The organism is Streptomyces sp. WMMB 714, assembly GCF_900090125.1.
Classification (GTDB): Bacteria; Actinomycetota; Actinomycetes; order Streptomycetales; family Streptomycetaceae; genus Streptomyces; species Streptomyces daqingensis.
In genome coordinates this window covers 122,646-147,831 of the sequence record NZ_FMHJ01000017.1, presented here as the reverse complement: position 1 = coordinate 147,831, position 25,186 = coordinate 122,646, and the positions used below count along the sequence as shown (strand labels likewise).

At 71.7% G+C, this 25,186-nt stretch carries 23 protein-coding genes; 10 read left to right on the top strand and 13 right to left on the bottom strand.

Translation table 11 applies throughout. From position 1 onward, the window contains the following. From H181DRAFT_RS26165 to rarD, 5 genes are all read left to right on the top strand, one after another. On the top strand, positions 1-606 hold a 606-nt coding region (locus tag H181DRAFT_RS26165; RefSeq protein WP_045866926.1), incomplete at its 5' end, for a sensor histidine kinase. Between the two features lie 230 nt (positions 607-836). Then, entirely contained in the window at positions 837-1,496 is a 660-nt protein-coding gene (locus H181DRAFT_RS26160) for a response regulator transcription factor (protein WP_302622658.1), read from the top strand. Between the two features lie 216 nt (positions 1,497-1,712). Further along, entirely contained in the window at positions 1,713-3,686 is a 1,974-nt protein-coding gene (locus H181DRAFT_RS26155; protein ID WP_045866897.1) for a 2-oxoacid:acceptor oxidoreductase subunit alpha, read from the top strand. Beyond that, positions 3,679-4,761, top strand: a complete 1,083-nt coding sequence (locus H181DRAFT_RS26150; RefSeq protein WP_045866896.1) for a 2-oxoacid:ferredoxin oxidoreductase subunit beta — start codon at positions 3,679-3,681, stop codon at positions 4,759-4,761. Before H181DRAFT_RS26155 ends, H181DRAFT_RS26150 begins: the two co-directional genes overlap by 8 nt. A 241-nt stretch (positions 4,762-5,002) precedes the next feature. After that, positions 5,003-6,037 (top strand): EamA family transporter RarD, encoded by a 1,035-nt coding sequence (gene rarD / locus H181DRAFT_RS26145; RefSeq protein WP_045866895.1) that lies wholly within the window; start codon positions 5,003-5,005, stop codon positions 6,035-6,037. Between the two features lie 178 nt (positions 6,038-6,215). Here rarD and H181DRAFT_RS29580 read toward each other — a convergent pair whose 3' ends face one another. Then, a complete protein-coding gene (locus H181DRAFT_RS29580; RefSeq protein WP_045866894.1) occupies positions 6,216-6,602 on the bottom strand; it encodes a VOC family protein in 387 nt (128 codons plus the stop codon). Positions 6,603-6,677: 75 nt separating this feature from the next. Between H181DRAFT_RS29580 and H181DRAFT_RS26135 the strand changes: the two genes are divergently transcribed. Further along, positions 6,678-7,640 (top strand): helix-turn-helix transcriptional regulator, encoded by a 963-nt coding sequence (locus H181DRAFT_RS26135; protein WP_045866893.1) that lies wholly within the window; start codon positions 6,678-6,680, stop codon positions 7,638-7,640. A gap of 69 nt (positions 7,641-7,709) precedes the next feature. Here the strand turns inward: H181DRAFT_RS26135 and H181DRAFT_RS26130 are convergent, their stop codons facing one another. The 4 genes from H181DRAFT_RS26130 to H181DRAFT_RS26115 form a co-directional block, all read right to left on the bottom strand. Continuing rightward, positions 7,710-8,645 (bottom strand): ABC transporter permease, encoded by a 936-nt coding sequence (locus tag H181DRAFT_RS26130; RefSeq protein WP_045866892.1) that lies wholly within the window; start codon positions 8,643-8,645, stop codon positions 7,710-7,712. Continuing rightward, the gene (locus H181DRAFT_RS26125; protein WP_045866891.1) at positions 8,632-9,621 is read right to left on the bottom strand and encodes an ABC transporter ATP-binding protein; all 990 of its coding nucleotides are present in this window, start codon (positions 9,619-9,621) and stop codon (positions 8,632-8,634) included. Before H181DRAFT_RS26125 ends, H181DRAFT_RS26130 begins: the two co-directional genes overlap by 14 nt. Positions 9,622-9,720: 99 nt before the next feature. Further along, positions 9,721-11,034 carry a LolA family protein gene (locus H181DRAFT_RS26120; RefSeq protein ID WP_045866890.1) on the bottom strand — a complete coding sequence of 438 codons (1,314 nt, stop codon included), beginning with the start codon at positions 11,032-11,034 and terminating at the stop codon, positions 9,721-9,723. A gap of 351 nt (positions 11,035-11,385) precedes the next feature. Beyond that, positions 11,386-12,399 carry a polyprenyl synthetase family protein gene (locus H181DRAFT_RS26115; protein WP_045866889.1) on the bottom strand — a complete coding sequence of 338 codons (1,014 nt, stop codon included), beginning with the start codon at positions 12,397-12,399 and terminating at the stop codon, positions 11,386-11,388. Positions 12,400-12,787: 388 nt separating this feature from the next. Here H181DRAFT_RS26115 and fahA point away from each other — a divergent pair, with 388 nt between their 5' ends. Then, entirely contained in the window at positions 12,788-14,014 is a 1,227-nt protein-coding gene (fahA, locus tag H181DRAFT_RS26110) for a fumarylacetoacetase (protein ID WP_045866924.1), read from the top strand. 77 nt (positions 14,015-14,091) lie between these two features. On the opposite strand, the gene H181DRAFT_RS26105 is transcribed toward fahA, so the two are convergent. Then, the gene (locus tag H181DRAFT_RS26105; RefSeq protein ID WP_074468055.1) at positions 14,092-14,931 is read right to left on the bottom strand and encodes a FadR/GntR family transcriptional regulator; all 840 of its coding nucleotides are present in this window, start codon (positions 14,929-14,931) and stop codon (positions 14,092-14,094) included. A 67-nt stretch (positions 14,932-14,998) separates the two neighbouring features. After that, positions 14,999-16,333, bottom strand: coding sequence for an enolase C-terminal domain-like protein (locus tag H181DRAFT_RS26100; RefSeq protein WP_045866888.1), 1,335 nt, complete (start codon positions 16,331-16,333; stop codon positions 14,999-15,001). Between the two features lie 325 nt (positions 16,334-16,658). Here H181DRAFT_RS26100 and H181DRAFT_RS26095 point away from each other — a divergent pair, with 325 nt between their 5' ends. Next, complete coding sequence (locus H181DRAFT_RS26095) at positions 16,659-17,582, top strand: fumarylacetoacetate hydrolase family protein (protein ID WP_045866887.1); 924 nt, start codon at positions 16,659-16,661, stop codon at positions 17,580-17,582. A gap of 128 nt (positions 17,583-17,710) precedes the next feature. Here the strand turns inward: H181DRAFT_RS26095 and H181DRAFT_RS29040 are convergent, their stop codons facing one another. Beyond that, entirely contained in the window at positions 17,711-17,992 is a 282-nt protein-coding gene (locus H181DRAFT_RS29040; protein ID WP_175439829.1) for a hypothetical protein, read from the bottom strand. Continuing rightward, positions 17,989-18,216, bottom strand: a complete 228-nt coding sequence (locus H181DRAFT_RS26090; protein WP_052708742.1) for a hypothetical protein — start codon at positions 18,214-18,216, stop codon at positions 17,989-17,991. Before H181DRAFT_RS26090 ends, H181DRAFT_RS29040 begins: the two co-directional genes overlap by 4 nt. Before the next feature lie 136 nt (positions 18,217-18,352). On the opposite strand from H181DRAFT_RS26090, the gene H181DRAFT_RS26085 reads away from it, so the two are divergent. Together H181DRAFT_RS26085 and H181DRAFT_RS26080 are read left to right on the top strand one after the other, a co-directional pair. Continuing rightward, complete coding sequence (locus tag H181DRAFT_RS26085; RefSeq protein WP_045866885.1) at positions 18,353-19,183, top strand: helix-turn-helix domain-containing protein; 831 nt, start codon at positions 18,353-18,355, stop codon at positions 19,181-19,183. After that, positions 19,180-19,401: a DUF397 domain-containing protein gene (locus tag H181DRAFT_RS26080; protein WP_045866884.1), complete on the top strand. Its 222-nt coding sequence runs from the start codon at positions 19,180-19,182 to the stop codon at positions 19,399-19,401. Before H181DRAFT_RS26085 ends, H181DRAFT_RS26080 begins: the two co-directional genes overlap by 4 nt. An 80-nt stretch (positions 19,402-19,481) precedes the next feature. Here the strand turns inward: H181DRAFT_RS26080 and H181DRAFT_RS26075 are convergent, their stop codons facing one another. From H181DRAFT_RS26075 to H181DRAFT_RS26060, 4 genes are all read right to left on the bottom strand, one after another. Continuing rightward, complete coding sequence (locus H181DRAFT_RS26075) at positions 19,482-20,018, bottom strand: hypothetical protein (RefSeq protein WP_045866883.1); 537 nt, start codon at positions 20,016-20,018, stop codon at positions 19,482-19,484. A gap of 205 nt (positions 20,019-20,223) precedes the next feature. Then, positions 20,224-21,705: a hypothetical protein gene (locus tag H181DRAFT_RS26070; RefSeq protein ID WP_045866882.1), complete on the bottom strand. Its 1,482-nt coding sequence runs from the start codon at positions 21,703-21,705 to the stop codon at positions 20,224-20,226. Positions 21,706-21,881: 176 nt separating this feature from the next. After that, positions 21,882-23,525, bottom strand: coding sequence for an NADH-quinone oxidoreductase subunit NuoN (gene nuoN / locus H181DRAFT_RS26065; RefSeq protein WP_107068858.1), 1,644 nt, complete (start codon positions 23,523-23,525; stop codon positions 21,882-21,884). Positions 23,526-23,530: 5 nt separating this feature from the next. Next, on the bottom strand, positions 23,531-25,183 hold the full coding sequence (locus tag H181DRAFT_RS26060) for an NADH-quinone oxidoreductase subunit M (protein WP_045866880.1): 1,653 nt from the start codon (positions 25,181-25,183) through the stop codon (positions 23,531-23,533). Positions 25,184-25,186: the final 3 nt, after the last annotated feature.

The following is a 25,186-nucleotide window of genomic DNA, read 5'->3' as shown; positions in this document are numbered from 1 at the left end:
CGTGGTTCGGTGGCCGACACCGCCGCGGCCGACCTGCGCCGCATCGAACGCGACCTCCACGACGGCGCACAAGCACGCCTCGTCACCCTCGCCATGGACCTCGGCCTCGCAAAAGAGAAACTCCTCGAAGACCCCGAAACCGCCGCCAAAATGGTCGACGAAGCACACGGCGAAGTGAAACTCGCCCTCCAGGAACTACGCGACCTCGCCCGCGGCATCCACCCCGCCATCCTCACCGACCGCGGACTCGACCCCGCCCTCTCCGCACTCGCCGCACGCTGCACCGCCGACGTCACCGTCACCGTCGACCTCCCCCGACGCCCCGCCCAAGCCATCGAAGGCATCACCTACTTCACCGTCTCCGAACTCCTCCAGAACATCACCAAACACTCCCGCGCCACCACCGCACGCATCGACGTCTGGCACACCCCCGACCGCCTCCTCCTCCAAGTCACCGACAACGGACAAGGCGGCGCCCACACCCACACCGGCACCGGCCTCGCCGGACTCACCGAACGACTCGACGCCGTCGACGGCCTCCTCCTCATCGACTCCCCCACCGGCGGCCCCACCACCATCACCGCCGAACTCCCCTGGCGGGTCTGACGTCCGGCCTCCCGATCCCGGGCTCCCGCGTCCGGCCGCCCCGCCGCGCCCGGCCCGGCTGAACCACGCGGTGCGTTGCCGCGTCCCCCCGTACGGGACGCCGGCTTCTGGAATGCTGAGCGCGTCGCAGGCGTCGTACTCAGGGACGGCGCGGGCGCACACAGGAGTCCGGGGACCGGACGAGTCCGCAGGGGAGTCGGGGGGCCGTGATCGTGGAGGACGTGAAGAGGGTGCAGGTCGTCATCGCCGAGGACTCCGTGCTGCTGCGCGAGGGGCTCACCCGGCTGCTGACCGACCGCGGCCACGAGGTGGTGGCGGGCGTCGGCGACGGCGACGCGCTCGTCAAGACGGTCGCCGAGCTGGCAGGTGACGGGCGTCTCCCCGACGTGGTGGTGGCGGACGTGCGGATGCCCCCGACCCACACCGACGAAGGCGTCCGCGCCGCCATCGCTCTCCGCGAGGCGCACGCGGACCTGGGCGTCCTGGTGCTGTCGCAGTACGTGGAGGAGCAGTACGCCACCGAGCTGCTCGCGGGCTCCAGCAAGGGCGTCGGATATCTGCTGAAGGACCGCGTGGCCGACGTGCGCGAGTTCGTCGACGCCGTCGTCCGGGTGGCCGGAGGCGGTACGGCGCTGGACCCGGAGGTCGTCGCGCAGCTCCTGGGCCGCAGCCGCAAGCAGGATGTCCTGGCCTGCCTGACCCCGCGTGAGAGGGAGGTCCTGGGGCTGATGGCCGAGGGCCGCACGAACTCCGCGATCGCCGGTCAGCTGGTGGTCAGCCACGGCGCCGTCGAGAAGCACGTGAGCAACATCTTCCTGAAGCTGGGCCTCTCCCAGAGTGACGCGGATCACCGCAGGGTGCTGGCCGTGCTGACCTATCTCAACTCGTAGCCGTGTCCGCGCCCCCGTCCCGCGTCCGGCATCAACCGCGTGAGCTGGGACGGAGCCCGCTCTATAGGAAAACTGAAGGGCGCATGGTGCAGAGTGGGCCGACTGCCGGACGGTTGTCTCACGAGTGCGTCCGCGATGTGAGCGCTCCAAGGAAGGTAACCCTTACCGACGTACGATGGCTGGCGAGTACGCCGCCTCAAGGAGGTCCGATCCACCGTGACCAACCAGGTCAACAGCCCAGCCGGGCAGCGCCCGGGCTCCGACGCGCCCGGTAGCGGCGGGACGAGCGGAGCCGACGGCGCCGAGGGGGATGCGAAGACCGAACTGGGCGGCGGCAAGGAGGTCCGCCGCCTCGACCGCGTGATCATCCGCTTCGCGGGCGACAGCGGCGACGGCATGCAGCTCACCGGTGACCGCTTCACCTCCGAGACGGCCTCCTTCGGCAACGACCTGTCGACGCTGCCGAACTTCCCCGCCGAGATCCGGGCCCCCGCAGGCACGCTGCCGGGCGTCTCCAGCTTCCAGCTGCACTTCGCCGACCACGACATCCTCACGCCGGGCGACGCGCCGAACGTCCTGGTCGCGATGAACCCCGCGGCGCTCAAGGCGAACATCGCGGACGTCCCGCGCGGTGCGGAGATCATCGTCAACACCGACGAGTTCACCAAGCGGGCCATGGCGAAGGTCGGATACCCGGCCAGCCCGCTGGAGGACGGCTCGCTGGACAACTACAACGTCCACCAGGTGCCGCTGACGACGCTGACCGTCGAGGCGCTGAAGGACTTCGACGTCGGCCGCAAGGACGCCGGCCGCTCGAAGAACATGTTCGCCCTCGGGCTGCTGTCGTGGATGTACAACCGCCCCACCGAGCAGACCGAGCACTTCCTGCGGACGAAGTTCGCGAAGAAGCCGCAGGTGGCGCAGGCCAACATCGCCGCGTTCCGCGCCGGCTGGAACTTCGGCGAGACCACCGAGGACTTCGCGGTCTCCTACGAGGTCGCCCCGGCGAAGACGGCCTTCCCGCCCGGCACGTACCGCAACATCTCGGGCAACCTGGCCCTGTCCTACGGGCTGGTCGCCGCGTCCCAGCAGGCGGACCTGCCGCTCTTCCTGGGCTCGTACCCCATCACCCCCGCCTCGGACGTGCTGCACGAGCTGTCCCGGCACAAGAACTTCGGCGTGCGCACCTTCCAGGCCGAGGACGAGATCGCCGGAATCGGAGCGGCCCTCGGAGCGGCGTTCGGCGGCGCCCTCGGCGTGACCACGACGTCCGGCCCCGGTGTGGCGCTGAAGTCCGAGACGATCGGGCTCGCCGTCTCCCTCGAACTGCCGCTGCTCGTGGTCGACATCCAGCGCGGCGGCCCCTCGACGGGACTGCCCACCAAGACCGAGCAGGCCGACCTGCTGCAGGCGATGTACGGACGCAACGGCGAGGCCCCGGTGCCGATCGTCGCCGCCGCCACCCCCGCCGACTGCTTCGACGCGGCGCTGGAGGCGGCCCGCATCGCGCTCACCTACCGCACGCCGGTCTTCCTGCTCTCCGACGGTTACCTGGCCAACGGCTCCGAGCCGTGGCGCATCCCGGAGGTCGGCGACCTGCCGGACCTGCGGGTGCACTTCGCCAAGGAGCCCAACCACAAGCTGGAGGACGGCACCGAGGCCTTCTGGCCGTACAAGCGCGACCCGCAGACCCTCGCCCGTCCGTGGGCCGTCCCGGGCACGCCGGGCCTGGAGCACCGCGTCGGCGGCATCGAGAAGCAGGACGGCACGGGCAACATCTCCTACGACCCTGCCAACCACGACCTGATGGTCCGCACCCGGCAGGCCAAGGTCGACGGCGTCGACGTCCCCGACGTCGAGGTCGACGACCCGCGTGGCGCGGCGAAGGTGCTGGTGCTGGGCTGGGGTTCGACGTACGGCCCCATCACCGCGGCGGTGCGGCGGCTGCGCCGCGGCGGGCAGCAGATCGCCCAGGCCCACCTGCGGCACCTCAACCCGATGCCGGGCAACCTCGGCGCGGTGCTGCGCAGCTACGACAAGGTCGTCATCCCCGAGATGAACCTGGGCCAGCTCGCCACCCTCGTACGCGCCAAGTACCTCGTCGACGCCCACTCCTACACCCAGGTCAACGGCATGCCGTTCAAGGCCGAACAGCTGGCGACCGCCCTGAAGGAGGCCACCAATGACTGAGACGACCCAGGTCTCCGAGCCGCTCTCCCTCGTCCCCAAGGCCGAGGCCGCCCAGACCATGAAGGACTTCAAGTCCGACCAGGAGGTGCGCTGGTGCCCCGGCTGCGGCGACTACGCCGTACTGGCCGCGGTGCAGGGCTTCATGCCCCAGCTCGGCCTGGCCCGGGAGAACATCGTCTTCGTCTCCGGCATCGGCTGCTCGTCCCGCTTCCCGTACTACATGAACACCTACGGGATGCACTCCATCCACGGCCGCGCCCCGGCCATCGCGACCGGCCTTGCCAGCTCGCGCCGCGACCTGTCGGTGTGGGTCGTCACGGGTGACGGGGACGCGCTGTCGATCGGCGGCAACCACCTCATCCACGCGCTGAGGCGGAACGTCAACCTGAAGATCCTGCTCTTCAACAACCGCATCTACGGCCTCACCAAGGGCCAGTACAGCCCCACTTCGGAAGCGGGGAAGATCACGAAGTCCACGCCGATGGGCTCGCTGGACTCCCCGTTCAACCCGGTCTCGCTCGCGCTGGGCGCCGAGGCGTCGTTCGTCGCACGTACGGTCGACTCCGACCGCAAGCACCTCACGGCGACCCTGCAGGCGGCCGCGGACCACCCGGGCACAGCGCTGGTGGAGATCTACCAGAACTGCAACATCTTCAACGACGGCGCGTTCGAGGTGCTCAAGGACAAGCAGCAGGCCCAGGAGGCCGTCATCCGCCTCGAGCACGGGGAGCCGATCCGCTTCGGAACCCCCGGCGAGGACGGCCTCGGCGGCAAGGGCGTCATCCGCGACCCGGCGACCGGCGAGCTGCGCATCGTCGACGTCGCCGAGGAGGGCACCGACGGCGTCCTCACGCACGACGCGCACGCCTCCTCGCCCGCCACCGCGTTCGCGCTCTCCCGGCTGGCCGACCCGGACACCCTGCACCACACGCCGATCGGCGTGCTCCGGGACGTCCGGCGCCCCGTCTACGACGACGACATGGCGCACCAGCTCGAACAGGCGGTGGAGCAGCACGGCAAGGGCGACCTCGGCTCGCTCCTCGCCGGCAACGACACCTGGACCGTCGCGGGCTGAGCCCGGCCGGACGGCGCCGTCAGCACGGCACAGCAGCGGGCGGGCCCCGCCGGAGCGTCTCCGGCGGGGCCCGCCCGCGCCGTATGCGGGGGCGGCGGGCGCGCGTCCCGGGTGTCAGTACCGTCATGTGGAACGGATATGACACCGCATTGAGGGAGCGCTACCGTCGATCTGGCGTCGGGCCGGCAGCGTCCCGGGCCGGCAGCGTCTCGAGCCGGCGCGCACGACGAGGAGGACGGCAGTGGGAGACCGAAGCGACCAGCGCGTCGGCCTGCTCTACGGTTTCGGCGCCTACGGCCTGTGGGGGATCCTCCCGCTCTACTGGCACCTGCTCGAAGCCACTCCCCCCACCGAGGTCCTCGCCCACCGCATGGTGTGGTCCCTGCCGACGGCGCTGCTGCTGCTCGTCGCGCTGCGGCGCTGGTCGTGGATCCGCCCCCTGCTGCGGCAGCCGAAGAAGCTCGGGCTCGTCGTCCTCTGCGCCGCCGCCATCTCCCTCAACTGGGGGCTGTTCATCTGGTCGGTCAGTGTGGGGCGCGTACTGGAGTCCTCCCTCGGCTACTTCATCAACCCCCTGATGTCCATCGCCTTCGGCGTGCTGCTGCTGCGCGAGCGGCTCCGCCCCGCCCAGTGGGCGGCGGTCGCGATCGGCGTGGTGGCGGTGGCGGTGCTCAGCGTCGGCTACGGCCAGGTGCCGTGGCTCTCCATCGCCCTGGCGCTCTGCTTCGCGCTGTACGGGCTGTTCAAGAAGCGCCTCGAAATGGACGGCGTCGACAGCTTCAGCGCCGAGACCGCCGTGCAGTTCCTGCCCGCTCTCGGCTACCTCGTCTACCTCGCTGCCGCAGGTGAGGGGACGTTCACCGCCGGCGGCACGGGACACATGCTGCTCCTGGCCGTCTCCGGCCTCGTCACGGCGGTCCCGCTGATCTTCTTCGGCAGCGCCGCCGTGCGGCTGCCGCTCTCCACGATCGGGCTGCTCCAGTACGTGGCGCCCGCGCTGATGTTCGTCCTCGGTCTGCTCGTCTTCCACGAGGCGATGCCGCCGGAGCGCTGGGCGGGCTTCGTCCTCGTGTGGATCGCCCTGTGCGTCCTCACGTGGGACGCGCTGCGCACCAGGCACCAGGGCCGCGCCCGGCTCCGCGCGGCGGAGCGTGAGGCCGCGGAGCGCGGCGCCGCCCGGCGGGCGCAGGCCGCGTCAGCCGGCGCGACGGGCGGGGAGGCCGGACCGCACGATGCCTCGGCCCCGTGCAGCAGCCGGAGTCTCCCCGATCAGTAGGCCGCACTTCCGGTCCTGCTCGACGGAGAGGTGAACTGACGACGAGTGGGCGGTGCCCGGCGCCGCTGCTGCCGAAGCTCGCCGCGCACGAGACGGTCCGGACCGCGCACGAAACGGTCCGGACCGAGGCGCCGCGCGGGCAGGAGACATGCCGTGGGCGTCGGTGCGCGGGTCGCGCTCAGACCAGGGTGGAGATGCAGAACGGGTGGCCTGCGGGGTCCAGCAGAACCCGCCACCGGTCGGGCTCCGGCTGGAAGCCGGGCTCCACCGCCCCCAGGGCGAGCAGCCGGGCCTGGGCGGCGTCCAGGTCGTCGACGCCGATTTCGATGTGAGCCTGCTTCTCCTGGGACGGGTCCGGCCACGTGGGAGGGCGGTAGTCGGTCAGCCGGTTGAAGCCCAGTCCGGCCGCGCCCTCCTGGCCGAGCAGGACGAAGTCGTCGGTGGAGAAGACGACGGGCAGGCCGAGGATCTCGCTGTAGAAGCGGGCCGACGCGGCCGGATCGGGACAGTCGAAGGTGACGGCCGAGTAGCGGAACGTCGGCTCGGAGGTCTTTGCCGTGTTCATGGAACGGTTCACGGGACGGACACTAGGACGGGACCAGGACAGGTTCTGTCCTGGTCCCCTGGCACACTCCGGAAAGTGATCAGCACCTCAGCCCGCCTGCTCCGCCTCCTCTCACTGCTGGCCGTCCGGCCGTCGTGGACCTGCGGCGATCTGGCACACCGGATGGAGGTCACCGGGCGCACCGTGCGGCGGGACATCGCCAGGCTCCGGGAACTCGGCTATTCCATAGAGTCCGACCCCGGGCCATGGGGCGGCTACCGCCTCCGTGCCGGAGCCCGGACGCCGCCGTTGATCCTCGATGACGAAGAAGCACTCGCCGTCGCTGTCGGGCTGCGCGAGGCAGCGCTCAGCGGCGCTCTCGGCGGCGACCACGCCGCGCTGTCGGCGCTGCTGAAGCTGCGGCAGGTGCTGCCACAGCGGATCGCGCACCGGCTGGGCGAGATGGACGCCGCGTTCGTGCACACCCCCAGGCCCGGCGAACCGCAGATCAGCCCCGGCACGCTGCTGGAACTGGCTGCCGCATGCCGCCGCGGCGAACGTGCCCGGCTGTCCTACCGCGACTGGCAAGGCAGGGCCACGGTCCGCGAAGTCGACCCGTACCGCCTCGTCCACACGGAACGCCGGTGGTACTTCGTCGCCAGGGACGTCACGCGGGGCCGATGGCGGACCTTCCGCGCCGACAGGGTCGACCGCCTCCGACCGACCGGGCACGCGGCGGACATCGTCGACCCACCCGACGCCGCGCTGCTCGTCTCCCGCTCCGTCGCCACCGGCCCCTATCCGCTCCGCGCGACGGTCCGCATCCCGGTGCCTGTGGAACAGGCGCTGCGGCTGATCCCGTCATCAGTCGGCGTCCACCGCCCCGAAGGTCCCGGCGCCACGATCGTCGACATCGGCGGGCCGGACGCGGACGGGCTCGCCGCATACCTCCTCGGCCTGGCCACCCCCCTGCGGGTCCTGTCACCGGACGCCGTCCGGCAGGCGCTGCTGCGCCGCACCCGCGAACTCGCCGACGAGAACGCGCACGGCCTGCCCTGACAGGGCGACGGGGCACCATAGCGTGCGCCGGACGGCCGGCCGGTACCGCGCGCTTCGGGGTGACACCGGCTACGCCGTGATGTCGCGCGTGGTGAAACGCGCCCACGCCGCGGAGCCGAACACGGCGGCGTAGAGCGCCTGCACTCCGGCGTTCCTGAGCAGCTCCTCCCAGTAGACGGGCGCGCGGAGCAGGTCGGCGAAGCTGAGCCAGTAGTGCGTGAAGAGGTACGGGTGCACCGCGTGCAGCTGCGGCACGGTGTCGATGATCTGCACCGTCAGCAGCAGCCCCACCGTCGTGGCCATGGCGGCGATCCCGCTGTTCGTCAGGGTCGACACGAACAGTCCGAGCGCGGCCAGACCCGTCAGCGACAGAGCCACCGCGAGTGCGATCGCCAGGGCGCGCAGCAGCCCGTCCGAGAAGGGGACGGCGGTCCCGGACAGCAGGGTGACCTCGCCCACCGGGAAGAGCAGCGCCCCTGTGCCGAGCGCGAAGACGGCCACGACGAGCGTGGCGGCCAGGCAGAAGACCATCGTCGCGGCGAACTTGACGAGGAGCAGCCGGGTGCGTCCCGCCGGGGCGACGAGCAGGTACCGCAGCGTCCCCGCACCGGCCTCGCCCGCGACGGAGTCCCCGGCGACGACGCCCACCGTCATCGGCAGGAAGAAGGGCAGAGTGACGGCCAGCGAGGTGAAGACGAGGAAGAGTCCGTTGTTGGTGATCTGCGAGATGAAAGCCGGTCCGCCTCCCCCGCCGCCTCCGGAGTCTCCGCCGCCGGTCTCGATCTTGACCGCGATGCCGACGAGGACGGGGACGGCGGCCAGGACGCCCAGCAGCGCGAGGGTGCGCCAGCGCCGGAACGTCATGAGGACCTCGCTGCGGAAGAGGGCCAGGGCCCGGCGCGCGGAGGGGCGGCCCGCGGACGCGGCCCCGGCACCCCCGCGGTCCGTCCCGTGCGCACCGGCGGCGAACCGGCCCTCCCGGCCGGCGAGTTCAGCCCGCGACATCGAAGCCCTCCCCGGTGAGGGAGACGAAGACGTCCTCCAGTGACGCCCTGGTGACGCCGAACGCCCGCACCCGCACCCCGGCCCGTACGAGCGCGGCGTTGAGGTCGGCGAGGTCCGGCGGCGGTCCGCCGGGCGGCTCTCCCGGCCCGGGCAGCTCACCCGTGACGGTCTGCCCGTCCGGCGACTCCGCCGCGGCCAGGTCGCTCAGCCCGTGCTCCTTCAGCACGCGCATCGCGTCCGCGCCGTCCGGTGTGGTGACGGAGAGCCTGCCGCGTGCGCCGGCCGACATCTCCGCGACGGTGCCCTGGGCGACGAGGCGTCCGCGGTTCATCACCGCCGTGTGCGAGCAGACCTGCTCGATCTCGTCGAGCAGGTGGGAGGAGAGGAAGACGGTGGTGCCGTCCTGCGCCAGCGCCCGCACCAGCGAGCGGATCTCCCGCATCCCCTGCGGGTCGAGGCCGTTGGTCGGCTCGTCCAGCACCAGCAGCTCACGCGGCCGCAGCAGAGCGGCGGCGATGCCGAGCCGCTGCTTCATCCCCAGCGAGTACGCCTTGGCCTTCTTGCCCGCCGCGGCCGAGAGCCCCACCCGCTGCAGCGCCGCTTCCACCCGCGAGTCACGCGTGCGGGGATCGGCCGTGGGGTCCGCCGCGTCGTAGCGGCGGAGGTTGCCGCGCCCGGAGAGGAACCCGTAGAGCGCCAGTCCCTCGATGAGCGCGCCCACCCGGGGGAGTACGTGCGCTGCCGCCCGCGGCACCGGTTCGCCGAGCAGCCGGGCGCTGCCGCTGGTGGCGTCGATGAGGCCCAGCAGCATGCGGATCGTGGTGGTCTTGCCCGAGCCGTTCGGTCCGAGGAAGCCGAAGACGCTGCCGCGCGGCACGGACAGGTCGAGCCCGTCGACGGCCGGCCGCCCTCCGCGGTAGGTCTTGCTGAGCCCGCGCGTCTCGATGACGGCTTCGGCGGACGGCTGGCGGCCCATGGTGCTCCCGTGCTCGGTCGTGGTTCCGCCCCGCGCACCGGTTCCCGCCGCGGGCGGCGGCGGGAACCGGACCGGGAGTTCAGCTCGCCGCGGCGGCCGTCACCTGCCGGCTGCCTCGGCGGCCTTGATCAGGCCCTCCTTGCTGACCGCCCCGACGTAGACCGTCCCGTCCTCCGTCATCAGGGCGTTGACGAGGCGGGTCTTGAAGACGCGGCCCTGGCCGAAGTCGCCCTCGGCCTTCTCGGTGAAGCTGTCGAGCATCTCCTCGGCCTGCGACGGCTTCGAGCCGCCCTCCGACTCTCCGCCGCCCATGCCCGGGAGTCCGTCCACGGCCCCCTCGGGGGCCTTGAGTTCGGCGACGGCGCCCCAGCCCTTGCCGAGGGTGTTCAGGCCGGAGAGCTCGGGCCGGGCGTCCTTGTCGGGCTTGGCGCCCTTCTCGGACGTCCCGTGGTGCCCGGACTTGCCGTGGTGCTCGCGCAGGGCCTCGCCGTCGAGCTTCTGCTCCGTGACGTCGGTGCCCTTCGGGGGCTTGAAGTCGAAGGTGCCGGCCGACGGCTTGCCGAAGTCGACCTTGGTGTAGGCCGCCTCGACGACGGGCTTGCCGCCGCCCTTCGGGCTGAGCGTGAACTTCAGGGGCGTGCCGTTCTCCGCGTCGACCGCGATCCGCACGGAGTCGACCGTCGAGTGCGGGGCGCCCTTCGGCTTCACGAGCAGCTGGTAGGCGTCGCGGCCCGCGACCTGGGCCGTGCCGTCGACGGAGACGGACGCGGTGTCCTCCGTCGCCTTCAGCACCTGCCGGGCCGCCTCCTGCGGGGTGGCGTTCCCCAGGCCCTTGTCCAGCTTCCCGCCGTGTCCGCGGTCCTTCGAGACGGCGTCCTCGGGAGCGACGACGTGGAACGCGGTGCCGCTCCCGCTGTCGTACGCCCACGCCTCGTTGCCGTTGTGGATCCAGCTGTACTCGGCGGCCTCCTCGACGACCGAGACGCGCTGCTTGTCGGGGCCGTCCGTGGCGACGCGGAGCGTGTGCTCGCCGGAGGCGAGCTCCATCAGCTTCTCCTGCGGCTGAGCGGTGGAGTCCTTGCCTCCGCCCTTCCCGTCGCCGCCGGGGCCGTCCCCGTGCGGGCCGCCGCCGAAGAGGCCGCCGCCCTGCTTGCCGCTGCCGCCGTCCATCCCCGGCATCCCGGGGAGTCCGAGATCCGCGCTCACCTTGACGGTGCCGGACATGTGCTCGGTGTCCGAGGCGGCCATCTTCTCCACCAGTTTCTGCGCCGAGATCTCGGGCAGATCCGGGTTGCCGGAGCTGGCCAGCGCCGGTACGAGCCCGACAGTCGCCGCGGCGATTCCCACGACGGCGACCGGTATGCCGTACCTGACGGCCTTACCGCCGGACGTCCTCGGTTGGATCTGTGCCATGTTGGTGCCTACCTCCGGGTCGGTGGCGGTTCAGTACCTCGCACTCGTCCTTCCCCAGCCGTCGGCGGGGAGGCCCCACTCCGGCCTCCTGCGGGGAGGCCCCAGGCCTGCTCCGCCATTCTCCCCGATATTGCGGGGACGGCGCGGGGTGGTTCCTCAATGGCACCAAAACGGTGAGCCTCGCGCGTCAGCCGGTGGAGGCAACTGTGCGTACTCCCGCAGTTGGAGGCAGAGTCCTCCCGCCTCCACCGCGCGGCGGCCCGCCCCCGGGTGAGAACCCTGATACGCCGTCGCAAACGCACGGCCCGTCAGGTCGCCCGGTTCGCTCTCGGGCGGGTCAGCTCGAGCGGGTCAGGAGGCGCGGTGCACGACCGCGTCGCACAGCTGCGAAAGGGCCGCCTTGGCCGCGCAGTCGGGCAGCGGCCGCAGCGTCTCGCGCGCCTCGTCCGCGTAGCGCACGGTGTCGCGGCGGGCCTGCTCCAGCGCCGGGTGGGCCCGCAGTCCCGCGAGGGCTTCGGCGTGGCGGGCGTCGTCGGTGAGGTCGCCGTCCAGCAGCTCGCACAGGGCGCGGTCCTCGGCGGTGCCATCCGGGGAGGCGGCCCGCATGCGCAGGTGCAGCACCGGGAGCGTGGGGATGCCCTCGCGGAGGTCGGTGCCGGGGGTCTTGCCCGACTCGTGCGAGTCGCTGGCGATGTCCAGTACGTCGTCCGCGAGTTGGAAGGCGGTGCCGACGCGCTCGCCGTACTGCGTCAGGATGGAGACGGCGCTCTCGTCCGCGCCCGACATGAGCGCTCCGAAGCGGCCGGCGACGGCGATGAGCGAGCCGGTCTTGCCGGCGATGACGTCCAGGTAGTGCTGGACGGGGTCGCGGCCCTCACCGGGGCCGGCGGTCTCCATGATCTGTCCGGTGACGAGCCTCTCGAACGCCTCCGCCTGGATGCGGACGGCCTCGGGGCCGAGGTCGGCCAGGGTCTGGGAGGCGCGGGCGAAGAGGAAGTCCCCGGTCAGGACGGCCACGGAGTTCGTCCAGTTGACGTTCGCGCTGGGGACTCCGCGCCGCACGTCCGCCTCGTCCATCACGTCGTCGTGGTAGAGCGTCGCGAGATGTGTCAGCTCCACGACGACCGCCGAGGGCACCACGCCCGGTGCGTGCGGGTCGCCGAACTGTGCGCCGAGCATCACCAGGAGGGGCCGGAAACGCTTCCCGCCGGCCCTCACCAGGTGCTGCGCGGCGCCCGTTATGAACGGGACATCGCTCTTGGTGGCCTCGAAGAGACCTTCTTCGACAGCCGCCAACCCTGCCTGGACATCGGCTTCGAGGGCCTGGTCCCGCACGGTCAGTCCGAAGGGCCCGACGACGGTCACGAGGGGTCTCCTGTCTGCGAACGACAAAGGGGCGGCCGGGGTGGACACCCGCTGTCTCAACTTCCCGGCATCGCCGCGACCAGTCGCCGGCGCTGCCTTCACCGGGAAGCGTATCCGGTCCTTGCCCGATCACCATGGGCGCCCGGTCGGCACCGCAGCAAGGGGTACCGCACCCCGATTCCGGAGACGTCGCGCACACGAGCCCCAGATGGGAGCGGCCGCGCGCGCTCCGCGGCCCCGCCCCGGGCCGGGGCAGGACGGCACCGCCCCGGGCCGGGGCAGGACGGCACCGCCCCGGGCCGGGCCAGGGCGGCACGCGGCGCGCACGGCCCGTGGCCGTACGCTGAACTCGCCCTGGACCGGCGACGATCTCGAAGGCGAGGCATCCGTGACCGACGCGAATCAGCTCGATCTGCCCGAGGGGGACCCCTTCGGCCCGCACAACCTCCCCTACGGGGTGGGCGCCACCCGTCAGGAGCCGGACCGTCCGCACATCGTCGTGCGCTACGGCGACTCCGTGCTGGACGCGGGTGCCGCCGCGGAGGCGTTCGGCTCGCCCCACGCGGCGCTGCTGCGGGAGACGCGGCTCAACTCGCTGATGGCGGCGGGCCGTCCGGTGTGGACGGACGTCCGGGCCCAGTTGCGCGAGTGGCTGACCGAGCCCCGGCACCGGGAGACGACGCTGCGGTTCGTGCGTCCGCTGGACGCCATGACGATGCGGCTGCCCTTCGACGTCGCGGACTACGTGGACTTCTACGCGAGCGAGCACCACGCCACCAACGTCGGCCGGATCTTCCGTCCCGACGGCGCGGCGCTGACGCCCAACTGGAAGCACCTGCCCATCGGCTACCACGGCCGCGCCGGCACCGTCGTGGTCTCCGGCACCCCCGTCGTGCGGCCCAAGGGCCAGCGCAAGCCGCCGAACGAGGAGGCGCCGCTCTTCGGGCCGTCCCGGCGGCTCGACATCGAGGCCGAGGTCGGCTTCGTCGTCGGCACACCCTCCGAGCAGGGCACCGCCGTGCCGCTGTCCGGCTTCCGCGAGCACGTCTTCGGCGTGACGCTGCTCAACGACTGGTCGGCACGCGACATCCAGGCGTGGGAGTACGTGCCGCTCGGGCCGTTCCTCGGCAAGTCCTTCGCGACGTCGGTCTCCGCCTGGATCACTTCGCTCGACGCCCTGGACGCGGCGCGCACGGCTCCCCCGGCACGGGACGTACCGGTCCTGGACTACCTGGACGACGCGGCGGAGAGCGAGCCCGGCGGCATCGACCTGCGCATCACGGTCAGCGTCAACGGCCACACCGTCGCCGAGCCCCCGTTCTCCGCCATGTACTGGACGGCCGCGCAGCAGCTCGCCCACATGACGGTCAACGGCGCGTCCCTGCGTACGGGCGACCTGTACGCGTCGGGGACGGTCAGCGGCCCGGAACCGGGCCAGCGTGGCTGCCTGCTGGAGCTGACGTGGGGCGGCAAGGAGCCGCTGCAACTCCCGGACGGCAGCCGGGCGTTCCTGGAGGACGGCGACGAGGTGACGCTCTCCGCGTGGGCACCCGGCCCGGACGGCAGCCGTATCGGGATGGGCGAGGTCAGCGGACGCGTGACGCCGCCGCGCTGACACCGGCGGGAGCGGGAGCGACGGACGTGCCGTGCCGGACCGCTGGTCCGGCCCGGCCGCGGTGCGCGGGGCCCCGCTCAGGGGCCGGCGGCGGGCGCTCCGGCGGCGCCGGTGTCCTCGGCCGCTCCGGACGCGTCGGTGCCCGGGCCCTCCGTGCCGGGCCTCTCCGTGCCGGGGTCCTCCGTGCCGGGGTCCTCCGTGCCGTCGCGGACGGCGTCCAGCCGTGCCCGCACCCAGTTCTCGACATCGCTGACGTGGCGGCTCGCCGCCGCGAAAGCCCCGAGACTGTCGCGGGCGCGGAGCGCGGTGTAGATGTCCATGTGCTGCTGATGCGTCCAGGCGAGCACGTCCGACTTGACCAGGGCCCGCCAGATGCGCGCCCTGGCCGTGCGGTTGCTGACGGAGGAGACCAGCGACTCCAGGGTGCGGTTGCCCGTCGCCGCGACGATGTCGCGGTGGAACGCCAGGTCCTCGCGGACCAGTTCGCCCGGGTCCTGGAGCGTGCGCATCCTCTCGATCCGCTCCAGCAGCGCGTCGAGCGCGGCCTCGTCCATGCGGGTCGCCGCGAGCGCCGTGGCGCCCGGCTCCAGGACCTTGCGGCACTCGAGCATCTCGTCCAGCGCGGTGTCCTGGGCCAGGTCCAGGAAGCTGCCGATCGCGCTCAGCAGCCGTTCGGGACGCAGGTCGGTGACGAAGGTGCCGTCGCCGCGCCGCACGTCCAGGACCCCGGCCATCGCCAGCGCCCGTACGGCCTCCCGCAGCGAGGGCCGGGACAGCTCCAGCTCCCCGGCGAGCACGGCCTCCGGCGGAAGCCGGTGCCCCGGCGCGAACTCGCCCGTCTCGATGCGCTGCTTGAGACGGCTGATCGCCACGTCGACGACGCTGCCCGGGCCGCCTCCCGGCCCGGCGGCACTCATGTCCCCGCCCGCTCGTGCACCGTGTGCTCCCTGTCTCCTCCGTCGGCGTCCCCCGGCATGCGCGACGTCAGGATGTCACCCGCTGCGCACCGCTCCACACGGAACCGTCCGGGTAGCGGTGGGCGTCGAGCGTCTCGCGGCGGATCTGGGCGCTGTAGCCGGGGGCCTCGGGAACCATGTAGCGCGAGCCGCGCACCCGGACCGGGTCGTGGAAGTGCTCGTGCAGATGGTCGACGTACTCGATCACCCGGTCCTCCATCGATCCGCTGACCGCCACGTAGTCGAAGACCGACAGGTGCTGCACCAGCTCGCACAGCCCCACACCGCCCGCGTGCGGGCAGACGGGGACACCGTGCGCGGCGGCCAGCAGCAGGGACGCCACCGCCTCGTTGACGCCACCCAGACGGCAGGCGTCGATCTGGCAGATGCCGATCGCGTCCGCCTGGAGGAACTGCTTGAACATCACGGCGTTGTGGGCGTGTTCGCCCGTGGCGACGTGGGTGGGCTTGATGCTGCGGGCGATGGCGGCGTGACCGAGGATGTCGTCGGGGCTGGTGGGCTCCTCGAACCACCAGATGTCGAACTCCTTGAGCGCCTCCGCCCATTCGACTGCCTCGGCGACGCCGAGGGTCTGGTTCGCGTCGATCATCAGCCGGCGTCCGGGGCCGATGATCTCCCGGGCGATGCGGCAGCGGCGTACGTCGTCGGCGAGGTCGGCGCCCACCTTGAGCTTGACGGAGTCCCAGCCCTGCTCCACGGCCTCGCGGCACAGCCGGGCCAGCTTCTCGTCGTCGTAGCCGAGCCATCCCGCGCTGGTGGTGTAGGCGGGGTAGCCCTGCTCGCGGACGTGCGCCTCCCGCTCGGCACGGCCCGGCACGCGGGCCTCCAGCATCTCCAGGGCGGCCTCCGGGGTGAGGGCGTCCTTGAGGTAGCGCCAGTCGACGAGGTCGACGATCTGCCGAGGCGTGAAGTCGGAGAGGAGCTTCCACACCGGCTTGCCCGCGAGCTTGGCGGCGAGGTCCCAGCCGGCGTTGACGACGGCGGCGGTGCCCAGGTGGATCGCCCCCTTGTCGGGGCCCAGCCAGCGCAGCTGGCTGTCGCCGAGGAGGTGCCGGGAGAACCCGCCGAGATCGGCGGCGATCTCCTCGGCGGAGAGCCCGACGGCCCGCTCGCCGACGGCCTGGGCGGCGCGGGCCGCCAGGTCGTTGCCGCGTCCGATCGTGAAGGTGAACCCGTGGCCCTCCGCGACGGCGGGCCGGCCTCCCCCTTCCTCCTCGACGTGCAGCACGACGTACGCCGCGGAGTAGTCCGGCGCCTCGTTCATCGCGTCGGAGCCGTCGAGGGCGCGGGACGTGGGGAAGCGGACGTCGATCGTCTCGACGCCGGCGATGCGGGCGGTCATCGGCACTCACTCCTGTTGCGTGCGTGAAGGCTGAGGGACGCGGCCGCGGCGTGCCCCGGGGGGTCGCCACCCGGGCGCGGAGCCGCGGCGGGCGTGCGGCCTCAGACTCGCGAACTCAGGCCAAGATGTCAGATGTCTGCCGTCACCGCCAGAGCGATACCGCGAAGGGCCGGTGATCAACACACAGGTGAATCATTGATTCACCACCTCTTGTCAGCGGTTCCCACGAAGGTTACGTTCCAGCGGTCAGACGTCTTCAGCCCGTCTCTCCTCGTCCACAGCGGCAGGCACGTGCAGACGGAGATGAGCAAGAGAGGAGCAGGCGATGACACGCATCATCCGCTTCGCCGACGAGAGCGGGACCGTACGCACGGGCGTCGCCGACGGGTCCGGTGCCGTGCGCCCCTTCGACGGCGTCTCACGCGTCGCCGATCTGCTGCGGCTGCCCACCGCCGAGCTGCGCGCCCTCGTGGAGCGGACCTGCGAGGCCCCCGCGGTCTTCACCGAGTCCTCGGTGCTCCTCCTGCCGCCGCTCGACGGGCTGATGGAGCTGTGGGCGGCCGGCGTCACCTACGAGCGGTCACGGGAGGCGAGGGTCGCCGAGAGCACGGAGCAGTCCGTGTACGAGCGGGTCTACGAGGCCGAACGCCCCGAACTGTTCTTCAAGGCCCCGCCGTGGCGCGTGGTGACGGACGGCGAGCCGATAGCCGTACGGGACGACTCCGAGCTGAACGTGCCCGAACCCGAGCTCGGCCTCGTCGTCAACAGGCAGGGCGACACGGTCGGTTACGTCGTCGCCGACGACGTCAGCTCGCGCACCATCGAGGGCGAGAACCCGCTCTACCTCCCGCAGGCCAAGATCTACGGCGGAAGCGCGTCGGTCTCCCCCGGCATCGTGCCCGCCTGGGAGCTGACGGACACGGCGGACCTCGGCATCCGTCTCGTCGTACGGCGGGACGGCGCCGTCGCCTTCGAGGGCGAGACGTCGACGGCCGCCTTCCACCGGGACCCGCACGGCCTGCCCGCCTACCTCTGGCACGCCCAGCCGTTCCCGGACGGGGCGGTGCTGTGCACCGGCACGGGCATCGTCCCCGAGATGGACTTCACGCTGCGGGGCGGCGACACGGTGGAGATCACCATCGACGGCGTGGGCACGCTGAGCAACCCCGTACTCGGCGACCAGGCGCAGCTGGACTGGCTGGTCGACGCCGTCGACGAGCCGCTGATCCGCCGCCGCGAGCGTTCCTGACGCCCCTGCGGCCGGGCCGTCACAGGTACAACTGCACGCCGCAATCCGCGCAGCAGATCTTGCCGTTGCGTTTCTTGATCGCGGGGTGTGCGCACCTGACGGGTTTCGAGCTTCGCGTCGGGGCGTCGTCACGTTCCGGCTTCGGAGCGGGGGTCACCGCTTCCACCTCCATGACGGTCGCGACGCCGAGTCGTGGCTGAGCCCAGAAGCGTGACGTGGTCGGGGTCGGTGGTCCACTCACGGCCACCGCCCTCGGGCCGCAGGAACGCCAGGCGCCGACGCCGCCGCGGACGGCCGGCGGGGTCCTCGTAGTCCCCGACGTACATCAACTCGCCCACCTCGCCTGTCACTTCGTCGCGGACGAGCCGACCGTGCCCCTCGGCTGCCACTCCCTCAGGGTCGAGACTCACCGGCCCGCGCCCTTCTCGATCACTGCCGCGAGGTCACGTGCCACCGGCGCCGAGCACTCACCGAGGTTCACGAACGCGTACCTCGCCCTGCCCGCGCCCAGAGGCACCCGTACGTCCATGGCCGGAAGCTGGACGCCCGCACGCCGCAGGGCCGCCGCAAGCACCTCTCGCGCCTCCTCGGCTTCCTCGATCTTCCTCGAATCCGCCTGCTGCCCCGTCGTCATGCTGCCTACTCCTTCGTTCGCCTGCCGGCCCCGGCAGGATTCCATTACGTTGCGTAGTCACAGCATTGCCCTGGATGACGGGCGATGAGTAGGGGTTCATGTCCCCAGCCACCTTTGGGGAGACGGGAGTTGCACAGTGGCCGCACGTCCTCGGGAGCTGACGCCCGACCGAAGCGCCCGCCATCTGTTCGGCGCGAAGATGCGCGCGCACCGGGAGCGCGCCGACACGAGCCTTGAGGGCCTGTCGGACATCGTGAACGTCAGCCGCAGCCATCTGGCCCGCATCGAGACAGCCGAAGCGATGCCGCCCCCGTCACTCCCGGCGAGACTGGACGCGGCCTTCGGAACGGACGGGATCTTCGAGGAGCTGTACCGGCTCGCCAGCCGGGAGATCCACCCCGACCAGTTCCGGCGTCAGATGGAGCTGGAGGCACGAGCCAGGCTCATCGAGGAGTACAGCCCTCAGATCGTGCCGGGTGTGGTGCAGACGGAGGACTACGCCCGCGCTCAGTTCGTCGTGTCCAGCCCCAAGGCGGCGGCGGACGCGATCGAGGAGTTGGTCACGGCCCGCATGAGCCGGCAGGCGCTGCTGAAGGCCGATCCGCCGCCTGACCTCTCCCTGATCCTCGACGAGGCGGTGCTCCGGCGAGGCTTCGGCGGACCGGCAGTCATGCGCGCCCAGTTGGCCCGTCTCGCCGAGCTGGCCCTCACACCGACGACCGTGGTGCAGGTTCTCCCCTTCGACCGAGGGGGACATGCGCTGGTGGGTGGCACGCTGAGGCTGATGACCTTGGAGAACGGTGCGCGGGTGGCCTACGAGGAGAGCATCAGCACCGGGACGCTGCTGGAGGATATTGGGGTCGTGGCGGAACGGCAGCGGGCATACGATCTGCTGAGGGCTTGCGCCCTGTCGCCGGGCGACTCGGCGGCACTCATCAGGTCCGCACTGGAGGAGCTTCCGACATGAGCACCAACCCCGACCTCTCCCGGGCGGAGTGGGTCAAGTCGAGCTACAGCGGCAATGGGGGCGCCAACTGTGTTGAGTGGGCTCCGGCTTACGTCAGCGCAGGAGCCGTACCCGTCCGCGACAGCAAGGACCCGGACATTCAGGCACTCACCTTCGAGCCGTCTGCCTGGTCGTCGTTCATCACGGCTGTCCAGCGGGACGAACTGCGCGGCCTCTGACCCCGTCCCGACTCCGTGATGCCCCGCCACTCCCAGCGAGCGAGCAGCGGGGCATCACTCGTGTCAGCACGCGCCCCGGGTCACTCCTGGGGGAGCAGGGACGCCACGTCGCCCGGGTTCTCGGGCAGCTTCGCCGGAGCGTCGGCGACCCTCTTGTAGACGTCCGTGGCGCCGCCGTTCCAACTGACCTTCATGCTTTCGGCCTTGAGCGCTCCCACCGTCCCGTTCGTACGGTCCTCCCCGGTGCCGCCGGGGCACTTGAGCGTCAGCGTCGTCTTGTCCACGACCCGGCCCGTGCAGTTGGACTCCTGCCGCAGCAGGGTCACCGCGTCCCCGGCGATGGTCAGCACGAGCTGCTTCCCCTTCGCCTTCCAGATGCCGGCGACCTTCGGCGGCTTCGCGTCCTTCCCGTCGGACGGCGGCTTCGGCTTCTGGGACTTCTCAGCCGTCGCGGTGGCCGCGGGATCCGCCTCCGGCGACGAGACCGAGGCGTCGCTCTTGCCGCCGTCGCCGCCGTCGTCGGCCGCCTTCTCGTCGCTGCTTCCGCAGCCGCTCACCAGCAGCGCGGCTGCCGCGATCGCAGCCACCGCCCCGGCCGTCCGCGCTGATGTGCGCACGTGTCGTCTCCCTCGGCTCCCGCCCCGCCCAGTTGCAGGGGCATGTCAAATTAGCAGCAGCCGGGCGCCTCCTGACGGAATCCCGCACGACCGCGAAGGCCGGGCGCGGCAGCCCTACGCGCAGGCTCGTCCTCCCGCCCGGGCGAGACGGGCCCCCTCGAGAGCCGCCGGCAACGGTTCATTCGACCCGCGCAGGACGCCTCGGTCACGAAACGTCCCCTGCACGGGGGCGTCGCCCGCTAGGGCGTGTCTCACCCTCGCTGCGCGGGTCCCGGACCTCTGCGCCGTCCGTGCTGCGTTGCAACTCCCGCAGCCGCGCCGTTACTCGGCGGGCGGTGAGCATGAGCCCGGCGGCGGGTGCGGCGACGAAGAGCGGGACGAGGGCCCACAGCAGCACGGAGCCGCCGTATCCGCTCTCCGCGCCCGCACCCGTGGTCAGCAGCACGGCGGCGAGGAACGCGACGGCGAGCCCGACGGTTGCGGGACGGAAACTGCCGGGGTGCCAGACCGCGTACGGGCCGATCGCGTACACCGGCCCGGCCGCCTCGTATGGGCTTCCGGACGCGGCATCGGAAGGCAGGTTCGGGCCGTCGCTCCCGCCGGAGACCTCGCCGTACACGTAGCGCCTGCCGTCTTCCCCGTCTGCGTCACCGTCCGTACCGCCGTCCAGCACCAGCACCGCGCTGCCCACGCACGCCGGATCGTCCGGGGCGGTCGGCTCCCCGGAGACGTCGGCCGTCCAGTAGAGGGCCCCCGTCCGTCCCTCCGCCTCCGCGGCCAGAACCCGCGGTTCCAGGCAGCGGTCCACGAACAGCTCACGGCTCTCCTCACCCGCGGTGAGGCGCAGCGCGGGACGCAGATCGCTGCGGTCCCAGCCGCCCTTGGCCTTCGGGTTGTGCCGCAGATGCCGTCCCGCGGTGACCGCGGCCACCCGCACGCGGGCACACCGCACGCGGTCCGGCGCCTCCCCGAAGGACGCGGCCAGCGGCTGCGAGTTCCGTGTGAACAGGGCGACGGCGGCGTACCCCAGCACGGACAGTCCGATGAAGACCAGCGAGACCCGGCCGAGCATGGACGGACCGCCGCCGACGAGCGCCTTCAGGTCCTCCTCGGGCCCCAGCACGACGCCGTGCTGCGGGGCGTCCGGCGCGTAGAGGCCCCACACCAGGTCGCCCGCCTCGGCGGGCTGCCGCAGCTCCACCTCGCCCCGCATCCGCTGCGGTCGACCGGAACCGGCCTCCCCCTCGGCAGGGGTGACGGTGACCTCCGAGCGGTACCGGACCTTGCTCTGGTCCGAGTACTTGCGGACGTCATGAACCTTCACGATCTCGACGGGAGCGACGGCCGGGCCGTCCGCGGTGATGCGCTGGAGCTGCGTCGTTGCCGAATCCGCGCCGACACCGGCCAGTAGCGCCGCTGCGAAGAGCACCGGCACGGCGAGGCACACGCCGACCACCCGGCGGCGCGGCCACCAGTACCGCACCCGCTCACCATCGCCACCGCCGGCGACCCGGCGCACCCGGGCCAGCCAGTACGCGGAAGCGGCGGCCACCACCAGCAGGCAGGCCAGCAAGTCCCAGCGGGGGTACGGCGCCACGCTCCGTACCAGCAGGCACGCGGCGAAGGCGAGCACGCCCAGCCATGCCAGCGCCGTGGCAGCCCGCAGCGTCAAGTCGCGTCGGATCACCCGAAGTCGTCCCTCCTCCTGCCCTGCCGCGCTCGTGCAACGCGTTTGCGTCCCCCCGTCTGCCGAGTCACCCCGCCGCCCCCGTACCGCGCGTTCACCCGGGCCGGACACACCGCTGCCCGGCGCCCCTCACGGGGTGCCGGGCAGCGGTGACTCGGTACGCCTGGAAGGCGGCGTCAGCGGACGAAGACGCCCGCCTGGCTCGCCAGGTCCAGGAAGTACTGCGGGAAGACGCCCAGGACGAGCGTCACGACGACGCCGATGGCGATGGCGGACGTCGTCCACACGCTCGGCACGGCGACCGTCGGCCCGTCCGCCTTCGGCTCGCTGAAGAACATCAGCACCATGACGCGGATGTAGAAGAACGCCGCGATGGCCGAGGCGATCACACCGACGACGACGAGCGGAGTGGCCCCGCCCTTCGCCGCCGCCGCGAAGACGGCGAACTTGCCGATGAACCCGGACGTCGCCGGGATGCCCGCGAACGCCAGCAGGAAGACCGAGAAGGCGGTCGCCAGCAGCGGCGAACGGCGGCCCAGGCCCGCCCACTTGGACAGGTGCGTGGCCTCGCCGCCGGCGTCCCGTACGAGCGTGATCACGGCGAAGGCGCCGAGCGTCACGAACGAGTAGGCGCCCAGGTAGAAGAGCACCGAGGAGATGCCCCTCCCCTCCGTCGCGATGACACCCGCGAGCAGGAAGCCCGCGTGAGCGATGGACGAGTACGCCAGCAGCCGCTTGACGTCGGTCTGCGTGATGGCGATGACGGCGCCCGCGATCATCGTGACGATCGCGACGCCCCACATCACGGGGCGCCAGTCCCAGCGAAGGCCCTCGAGTGCCACGTACAGCAGACGCAGCAGCGCGCCGAACGCGGCGACCTTCGTCGCGGCGGCCATGAAGCCGGTGACGGGGGTCGGCGCGCCCTGGTAGACGTCCGGCGTCCACATGTGGAACGGCACGGCGCCGACCTTGAAGAGCAGGCCCATCACGACCAGGGCCCCGCCGATGAGCAGCAGCGCGTCGCTGCCCGCGGTCTCGGCGAGGACCGCGGTGGTCTGCCGGTCGGCGTTGCCGATGACGCGGGCGATGCCGGAGTAGGCGAAGGTCCCCGCGTAGCCGTAGATCAGCGCCGCGCCGAACAGCAGGAACGCGGACGAGAAGGCTCCCAGCAGGAAGTACTTGACCGCCGACTCCTGCGAGAGCAGACGCCGCCTGCGGGCGAGCGCGCACAGCAGGTACAGCGGGAGGGAGAAGACCTCCAGCGCGATGAAGAGCGTCAGCAGGTCGTTGGCCGCAGGGAAGAGGAGCATGCCGCCCACTGCGAAGAGCAGCAGCGGGTAGACCTCGGTGGTCGTCCAGCCGGCCGCGTTCGCCTCGCGCTCGCCCTCACCGCCGGGAACGGCCGCGGGCTGTGCGGCGAACGAGTCGACGTGGGCCTTCTGCGACCTGGGTTCGAGCCGGCGCTCGGCGAAGACGAAGACCGAGACCAGGCCGACCAGCAGGATCGTGCCCTGCAGGAAGAGGGTCGGCCCGTCGACGGCGAGCGCACCCATGCCCACGACGGCGCGCTTCGTCGTGGCGTGACCCGTGACGGCCAGGCCCAGGACCGCGGCGAAGGCGCTCACCAAGCCCAGTGCGGTGACGACCAGTTGGACGCCGTACCGCATCCTGCGCGGCAGGAACGCCTCCAGCAGGATGCCGAGCACGGCGACGCCGAGCACGATGATGACCGGCGAGAGCTGGCCGTACTCGATCTTGGGAGCTTCGAGCGGCTCCGCCGCAAGTGTCCACAGGCTGGGGACAGTCCCCGCTGTTGCCACGGCGCTCACTTGTGGTCACCTCCGGCGTGGCCGTCCACCGGCTTGTAGTCGAACCAGCCCTTGTCGGCGACTGGATGGTCTGGTTTGGGGTCCTTCTTCTGCACGTCGGACATGGTGTGCTCGACGGCGGGGTTCACGATCTCGGTGAGCGACTGCGGGAAGACACCGAAGAAGATCAGCAGGGCGATCAGCGGTGCCACCACGGCCAGTTCGCGGGGCCGCAGGTCCGGCATCTCGCGTACGACGCTCTTCTCCACCGGCCCCGTCATCGTCCGCTGGTACATCAGCAGGACGTACAGCGCGGCGAGGATGATGCCCGCCGTCGCCACGATGCCGGCGACCGGGTAGCGGCTGAACGTGCCCACCAGCACCAGGAATTCGCTGATGAACGGCGCGAGGCCCGGAAGCGACAGCGTCGCGAGCCCGCCCACGAGGAACGTCCCGGCGAGTACCGGGGCGACCTTCTGGACGCCGCCGTAGTCCGCGATGAGACGCGAGCCGCGGCGGCTGATGAGGAAGCCCGCGACCAGCATCAGCGCGGCGGTGGAGACGCCGTGGAAGACCATGTAGAGCGTCGCTCCGCTCTGGCCCTGGCTGGTCATCGCGAAGATGCCCAGCACGATGAAGCCGAAGTGGGAGATCGACGCGTAGGCGATCAGGCGCTTCATGTCGCGCTGGCCGACGGCCAGCAGAGCGCCGTAGAGGATGCTCACCAGCGCCAGCGCGACCACGACCGGCGTCGCCCATGCGCTGGCCTCGGGGAAGAGGCCGAGGCAGAAGCGGAGCATCGCGAAGGTGCCGACCTTGTCGACGACCGCGGTGATCAGCACCGCCACCGGAGCCGTCGACTCCCCCATCGCGTTGGGCAGCCACGTGTGCAGCGGCCACAGCGGGGCCTTCACGGCGAACGCGAAGAAGAAGCCGAGGAAGAGCAGCCGTTCGGTGTTCGTGCCGAGCTGGAAGTCGCCGTCGGCACGTGCCTGCACGATCTGCTGCAGGGAGTACGTGCCCTCGCCGAGCTGGTCGGAGGTGGCGACGAAGAGGCCGATCACCGCGGCCAGCATGATGAGGCCGCCCGCCAGGTTGTAGAGCAGGAACTTCACCGCCGCGTACGAGCGCTGCTTCCCCGCCTCCTCCTCACCGGCCGCGTGTGCGCGGTCGCCGAAGCCGCCGATGAGGAAGTACATCGGGATGAGCATGGCTTCGAAGAAGACGTAGAAGAGGAACACGTCCGTGGCGGCGAAGGACATGACGACCATCGCCTCGACGGCGAGCATCATCGCGAAGAAGCCCTGGGTGGGCCGCCACCGCCGGTTGGGGCGGGTGGGCTCCAGGTCGTCCGCGTCGTGCCAGGCCGCTCCGATGATGAAGGGGAGCAGCAGGGCCGTCAGCGCGATGAGTACGGCGGCGATGCCGTCGACGCCCAGTTCGTAGCGGACGCCGAAGTCCCTGATCCAGGCGTGCGATTCGGTGAGCTGATAGCGCTCCCCGCCCGGGTCGAAGCGCACCAGCACGGCCACGGCCAGCGCCAGCGTCGCCACCGAGAAGAGCAGCGCGACCCACTTGGCGACGCGCTTCCTGGCGGCGGGCACGGCCGCGGTGGCGATCGCGCCCACCGCGGGCACCGCCGCCGTTGCCGTCAGCAGAGGAAATGACATGAC